General features: G+C 43.1%; 1 rRNA gene. It reads left to right on the forward strand.

The features are described from left to right. Nucleotides 1–115: ribosomal RNA gene (locus tag PZE06_RS26060) — 16S ribosomal RNA — on the forward strand; the annotation flags it as partial. Nucleotides 116–499: the final 384 nt, after the last annotated feature.

Below are 499 nucleotides of genomic sequence, written 5' to 3' on the forward strand. Positions count from 1 at the left end.
ACCCGAAGTCGGTGGGGTAACCTTTTGGAGCCAGCCGCCTAAGGTGGGACAGATGATTGGGGTGAAGTCGTAACAAGGTAGCCGTATCGGAAGGTGCGGCTGGATCACCTCCTTTCTAAGGAATATGGAGACTTAGATGTCTCATAAATCGAAAAGTTGATGAAGCTATTTTGCCAAGTCAAAATAGCCGTATGATTTGTTTAGTTTTGAGAGTGCAATCTCTCAAAACCGTAACCTTTGGTTACCGTTTGTACCTTGAAAACTAGATAATGAAGAAGAACCAAGAAATTACCGAGTAATCGCCATTTTAGTTTTTCTCTCTATCGATTTATTCATAGAGTAAAGTAAACCGTGAGGGTTTCAAGAAATCAAACAAAGTTGTGTTGGTGTATTGAAAACCGAACAAGAGGGTTTCGAGAAGCAAGCAGATCAAGGAAGCGACCGAACGAGCACCGGAGCGTACATAATAGGTACGTGAGGAGTGTAGTGAGGGAGCTGA

This window comes from Robertmurraya sp. DFI.2.37, from assembly GCF_029211245.1.
GTDB classification, from domain to species: Bacteria; Bacillota; Bacilli; order Bacillales; family Cytobacillaceae; genus Robertmurraya; species Robertmurraya methanolica_A.